Source organism: Kitasatospora sp. NPDC007106 (assembly GCF_040634455.1).
GTDB lineage: Bacteria > Actinomycetota > Actinomycetes > Streptomycetales > Streptomycetaceae > Kitasatospora > Kitasatospora arboriphila.
This window is the reverse complement of sequence record NZ_JBEYFP010000776.1, coordinates 1-2,691: the sequence shown is the minus strand read 5'-3', so window position 1 is coordinate 2,691 and position 2,691 is coordinate 1. Positions and strand designations below refer to the sequence as shown.

Here is a 2,691-nt window from a genome sequence, read left to right as displayed (position 1 = left end):
GGTCGGCCGGCCCTCGGCGTCGACCCACCCGATGTGGTACTCCGTCATCCGCCGCACCGGCTCGTCGAGCCGGTCCACCGCCGCCCGCAGCGCGGGCTCCATGTAGGCGATGACGTCCTGGGTGATCTGCTGCGAGGTGCGTACGGTCTGCACGAAGGTCTCCGACATTCTCGAGTCGCCACGGAACGGCGCCGCACCTCCTGCGACGGTCGGCGTGGCCCTCCTGACATGACGCCCCGGCCCCGCATCCGCCGCAACCCGGCGCGGGCGCACCTGCTGCCGGTGGGCCGGCGCCGGGGCGAGCGGCCGTCCCGAGCGACCGCCGTCCTGTCCACGGGCACCTCCACGTCCGAACCGCCACGAGAATGCCGCCTATTGACGCCGCATCGCCCCGGTGCTTCACTCTCCACCGCGAGTGAGAGAGCGCTCTCACGGCATCGGGGGCCGGTTCCGGACCCCTCCCCACCCATCCACGCCAGGGAGAGTCATGTCTGTCACCCCGACCCGCCGGACCGTGCTCCGCGGTGCAGCGGTCGCCGCCGCACTGCCCGTGGCCGGCACTCTCGCGACCGGCCCGGCCTCCGCGGCGCCGGACGCCCGTGGCACCACCGGCCTGGGCACCAACGTCCTGGTCTTCGACCCCTCCATGGGCGACGCGGCGATCCAGGCCCGGGTCGACGCCGTGTTCAAGATCCAGGAGTCCAACCAGTTCGGCACGGAGCGGTACGCCCTCGCCTTCAAGCCGGGCACCTACAACGTCGACATCAACGTCGGCTTCTACACGCACGTGCTGGGCCTCGGCCAGAGCCCCGACGACGTCGTCATCAACGGGCACGTGACCGCCGACGCGCAGTGGTTCCAGGGCAACGGCACCCAGAACTTCTGGCGGGCCGCCGAGAACCTGTGCATCGTCCCGCCGGACGGCCTGGAGCGGTGGGCGGTCTCGCAGGCGGCCCCGATGCGCCGCACCCACGTCAAGGGCAACATGACCCTGTGGCCCAGCCCGCCCGGCAACCGCTGGTCCAGCGGCGGCTTCCTCGCCGACAGCGTGGTGGACGGCCAGGTCGAGTCGGGTTCGCAGCAGCAGTGGCTGTCCCGCAACGACACCTTCGGCAGCTGGACGGGCGCCAACTGGAACATGGTCTTCGTCGGCACCCAGGGCGCTCCCGCCCAGAGCTTCCCCAGCCCGCCGATGACCACGGTCGACCGGACCCCCGTCGTCCGGGAGAAGCCCTTCCTCACCGTGGACTCCCACGGCTCGTACCACGTCTTCGTCCCCGCCCTGCGCCGCAACTCCACCGGGACGACCTGGGCCTCCGGCAAGGCCGCCGGACACGGCATCCCGCTGTCCGCGTTCCACGTGGCCCGGCCCGGCGACTCCGCCAGAACCCTCAACCGCGCCCTCTCCCAGGGCCGGCACCTGCTGTTCACCCCGGGCATCTACCGGCTCTCCGCCCCGCTGCAGGTGACCCGGCCCGGGACGGTCGTGCTCGGCCTGGGCCTGGCCACCCTGCAGGCCGTCAACGGGAACTCGCTGGTCGAGGTCGCCGACGTGGACGACGTCACCGTCGCGGGCCTGCTCCTGGAGGCCGCCTCCGCCGGCTCCCCGGTGCTGCTCCGGGTCGGGGAGGGCCGCAGCCGCCGGAACCACTCCGGCCGCCCCACCGCGCTCTTCGACGTCTTCGCCCGCATCGGCGGGGTCGTGGCCGGCGGCACCGAGGTCGCCATCCGGATCGACAGCAACGACGTGATCGTCGACCACATCTGGGTCTGGCGCGCTGACCACGGCCTCGACGGCAGCGTCGGCTGGTCGGTCAACCCCGCCGGCACCGGCTTCCTCGTCAACGGCGACCGGGTCACCACCTACGGCCTGTTCGCCGAGCACTTCCAGAAGTACGAGGTGCTCTGGAACGGCAACCACGGCCGCACCTACTTCTTCCAGAACGAGCACCCCTACGACGTCCCCACCCAGTCCGCCTGGGTCCACCACGGCACCCGCGGCTACGCCGCGTACAAGGTCGCCGACTCCGTGACCGACCACCGGGCCTGGGGCCTGGGCAGCTACTGCTTCTTCAACCTGCAGGCCGACATCTACGCCGACCGGGCCTACGAGGTCCCCGACACCCCCGGCGTCGTCCTCACCGACCTGATGACCGTGTGCCTCAACGGCCCCGGCGGCGGAGGCATCCTGCACTGCGTCAACAACAGCGGCGATCCCGTGCAGAACGGATTCGGCACCTACTTCATGAAGGGCTACTCGAACGGCGTGGCGACCGTCTGACCGCCACCGGGGCGGTGACCGGGTCTCCCGGCACCGCCCCGGCGCGGCGGCCCCGGGCCCCGGCCGGGAACGACGCCCCCGACGTCCCTCGAGAAGTCGTCCCTGGAACGACTCCCGCAACTCGTCCGGCACCGGGCGCTCCACGACCGTCACGCGAGCAGCCTGCGAGCCCCGACGAGATGGCCTCTCAGGAGGCCAGGACCTGGCGGGCGGCCCGGACCTGGGTCTCCAGGCCGGCCTTGGCCTCGGCCATCGCCTTCCCCTCGGCGGCGATCGCCTCCTGCTGGTAGGCGTAGTCCACCGCGTACCAGATGCCCACCACGTTGTGCTCGTGCCGGCAGCCCGCGTCCGCCTCGGCCACCCGGATCTCGTGCGGGGTGGGCATGGGCGTCCTGTTCCACTCCGGGTCG

At 72.2% G+C, this 2,691-nt stretch carries 1 protein-coding gene and 1 pseudogene; one reads left to right on the top strand and one right to left on the bottom strand.

Annotated features, from left to right (window positions below; translation table 11 throughout):
• Positions 1–487 precede the first annotated feature (487 nt).
• Positions 488–2,281, top strand: a complete 1,794-nt coding sequence (locus ABZ641_RS32195) for an adenylyl cyclase (RefSeq protein ID WP_359987560.1) — start codon at positions 488–490, stop codon at positions 2,279–2,281.
• Between the two features lie 187 nt (positions 2,282–2,468).
• Here the strand turns inward: ABZ641_RS32195 and ABZ641_RS32190 are convergent.
• Positions 2,469–2,691, bottom strand: a pseudogene (locus ABZ641_RS32190) (hypothetical protein); the annotation flags it as partial.

What these genes read in the sequence shown, in the direction of transcription:
- ABZ641_RS32195 (WP_359987560.1), top strand. Translation starts at nt 488, where the DNA reads ATGTCTGTCACCCCGACCCGCCGGACCGTGCTCCGCGGTGCAGCGGTC.